The following is a 3614-nucleotide window of genomic DNA, read 5'->3' on the forward strand; positions in this document are numbered from 1 at the left end:
TTTGCCGCTTACACCCGCAGCTACCTTTATGATCGCGGCGGTAATCTGACGCGGATACGCCATAGCGCACCCGCCAGCGGCAACAACTATACCACTGATATCACGGTATCCACCCGCAGCAACCGGGCGCTGATCAGCAACCTGACGGCAGAGCCGGCGCAGGTGGAAGCGTTTTTTACCGCCGGCGGTCAGCAAACCCGGCTGCAGCCAGGCCAGAGTCTGAACTGGACAGCGCGCGGCGAATTGCTGCAGGTGACGCCGGTGGTGCGCGACGGTCAGCCCGCAGACCACGAAAGCTACCGCTATAACAGTGACAGCCAGCGCATCATTAAAACCAGCGTGCAGAAAACCGGCAACAGCACGCAGACGCGGCGCGCGCTCTGGCTGCCGCGGATCGAATTACGCAGCCGCTACAGCGGGGAGAGTTTAAGTGAGGCGTTGCAGGTGATCAGCGTTGGCGAAGCGGGACGCGCACAGGTGCGGGTGCTGCACTGGCTAACCGGCAAACCGGACGGCATCAGTAATAATCAGCTGCGCTACAGCTACGATAATCTTGTCCACAGCAGCGAACTGGAACTGGATGCTGACGGCAATATTATCAGCCAGGAAGAGTACTATCCGTATGGCGGCACCGCGGTCTGGAACGTACGCAGCCAGCCGGAGGCTGACTATAAAACCATCCGCTACGCCGGCAAAGAACGTGATGCCAGCGGGCTCTACTACTATGGCTACCGCTATTATCAGCCATGGGCGGGCAGGTGGCTGTCTGCTGATCCTGCCGGAACCGTGGATGGGTTAAATCTGTTTGCCATGGTGAGGAATAATCCGCTGACTTACCGCGATGATGGCGGAAAAACCACCATTAGTGAGAACTTTAACGCCCGAAAAGGCGACCTGGTTTATGGGCTGGATGAGCCGCGATATGACTATATTGTGTCTCTGGAAACTCGTCAGTTTAAGCCGCTGGATTCGCGCGAAAATGCAGTGGCGATTAATTTTTATCACAGTGAAATATCAAGAAAAATATTTGCCGCCAATACGGCGGTTATACCAGAGAAATTCATTAAAAAACTTAAAAAATCACTGGATAAATATGGGAAATATGAGAAGTATGAAAAATACGTAAAAAAACTTACGGTCCCTGCCGATATAAAGGACCTGGTCAGGGAAACCAAATGGCAATACCCTTTATGGGAGAGCTTTTTCGCTTTGGGTGACATGCCTGAATACAAAAAATTCAATATTTCCGCTATCTATCAGGAAGTGCAGCAGTTCTATGGAAAAAGTCGCTTTCATAAATGGCGCGTAATCACCAGCCCGATTGATATTGAACCGCTGCTACTCTGGAAACGCGGCAGTAAACTCGGCATTGCGCTGGCGGCAAATGATGCCGGCAATAAAATACATTTTGTGCTTGATAGTCTTAATATAGAAGCTGTGGTTAAAAAGAAGGGCGATTTTGGCGAATCATTTACTGCCAGTGAGTTACGTTACGCTTACAGAAACCGCGAGAAATTAGCCGGGAAAATACATTTCTACCAAAACAATATCGAGGTTGCCGCGCCATGGATAACCGATCCTGCGCTTTGGGCGTCTTATCTACCCCGCAGGCGACAGTAAACGGCATAAATCCCCGCTTTTCGTCGTTGCAGCCGGTTGCTTACATCTCGGAGAGATCTTTACGCACTGCACCAAACCGGCTGGTTATTTTTTCTTAGCGCGCTGGCCGGGATTATTGGCGGTTTTTTGCCGTGGTGATAGCGGAAAAAAGACACATCTACGCTCAGAGGAGGCGCTATGCCCGGCGCAAGTTTTGCCTTGTTTCATCATACCCCGGAGATCGCGGTCGTTGATAATTGCGGGCTGACGGTAAGACATATCCGTTACCAGCGCCATCCGGATACCCCGACGACTACGGATGAGCGGATTACCCGCCATCGCTACAATCTGCGTGGTTTTCTGGCGCAGAGTAGCGATCCACGCTTATATGATCTTCAGCAACTTGCTAATTTATCCTGCCTCATTTCACTGACCGGGCAATGGCTACGCACCGACAGCGTGGATGCCGGTAGCGTCGTGACACTCAATGATATCGCCAGCAGACCGGTGCGAAGCATTCATGCCAACGGCGTGACGCGAAGCTGGCAGTATCAGGGCGCCTCTCTGCCCGGGAGACTGTTAAGCATTACTGAGCAGCCAGCAAACCAAGCGATGCGCATCACCGATCGTTTTGTCTGGGGGGAAAATACCCAGGCGGAGAAAGATCGCAATCTGGCCGGGCAGTGTGCGCGCCACTATGATACTGCCGGTCTGATTCAGACTGACAGCAGGGCACTGACCGGTGAGACGCTGTCAGAGACGCGCCGCCTGTTGCCGCAGGGTAAAGATGCTGACTGGCAGGGAGCCAGTGAACCGGCGTGGAACGATCTGCTGGAGACGGAAAGCTTTATCACCCGCAGCACCGCCGATGCCAGCGGCCTGCCGCTTACCACTACCGATGCCATGGGGAATCGGCAACGTCAGGCTTACACTGTTGCCGGTCAGTTGCGCAACAGCTGGCTGACGCTGAAGGGCGCTACGGAGCAGGTGATTGTCAAATCCCTGACCTACTCGGCCAGCGGACAAAAGCTGCGTGAGGAGCATGGCAACGGTGTCGTGACCAGCTACAGTTATCAGCCGGAAACGCAGCGCCTGAGCGCAATTAAAACCGCCCGTCCGCCCGGGCATCCGGCCGGGGCCAGGGTGCTGCAGGATCTGCGCTATCAGTATGATCCGCTCGGCAATGTGCTGCGCATCATAAACGATGCGGAAGCGACCCGCTTCTGGCGCAATGAGAAAGTGGTGCCGGAAAACAGCTACGGTTACGACAGTCTGTATCAGCTGGTCTCCGCCAGCGGCCGTGAAATGGTGGCGCTTTCCCGCCAGAGCACCACGCCACCGTCCGCCAGCGTCCCTCTTCCCGCCGACAGCAGCGCTTTTGCCGCTTACACCCGCAGCTACCTTTATGATCGCGGCGGTAATCTGACGCGGATACGCCATAGCGCACCCGCCAGCGGCAACAACTATACCACTGATATCACGGTATCCACCCGCAGCAACCGGGCGCTGATCAGCAACCTGACGGCAGAGCCGGCGCAGGTGGAAGCGTTTTTTACCGCCGGCGGTCAGCAAACCCGGCTGCAGCCAGGCCAGAGTCTGAACTGGACAGCGCGCGGCGAATTGCTGCAGGTGACGCCGGTGGTGCGCGACGGTCAGCCCGCAGACCACGAAAGCTACCGCTATAACAGTGACAGCCAGCGCATCATTAAAACCAGCGTGCAGAAAACCGGCAACAGCACGCAGACGCGGCGCGCGCTCTGGCTGCCGCGGATCGAATTACGCAGCCGCTACAGCGGGGAGAGTTTAAGTGAGGCGTTGCAGGTGATCAGCGTTGGCGAAGCGGGACGCGCACAGGTGCGGGTGCTGCACTGGCTAACCGGCAAACCGGACGGCATCAGTAATAATCAGCTGCGCTACAGCTACGATAATCTTGTCCACAGCAGCGAACTGGAACTGGATGCTGACGGCAATATTATCAGCCAGGAAGAGTACTATCCGTATGGCGGCACCGCGGT

At 55.5% G+C, this 3614-nt stretch carries 1 protein-coding gene and 1 pseudogene; both read left to right on the forward strand.

What is annotated here, in order from left to right; translation table 11 throughout:
* On the forward strand, window positions 1-1620 hold a 1620-nt coding region (locus JWF83_RS13370; protein WP_413650737.1), incomplete at its 5' end, for an RHS repeat-associated core domain-containing protein.
* 177 nt (window positions 1621-1797) lie between these two features.
* Window positions 1798-3614 (forward strand): annotated as a pseudogene (locus tag JWF83_RS13375) (RHS repeat protein); the annotation flags it as partial.

Origin of the sequence: Pantoea sp. B65 (assembly GCF_047308185.1) — a bacterium.
Taxonomy (GTDB): Bacteria; Pseudomonadota; Gammaproteobacteria; order Enterobacterales; family Enterobacteriaceae; genus Erwinia.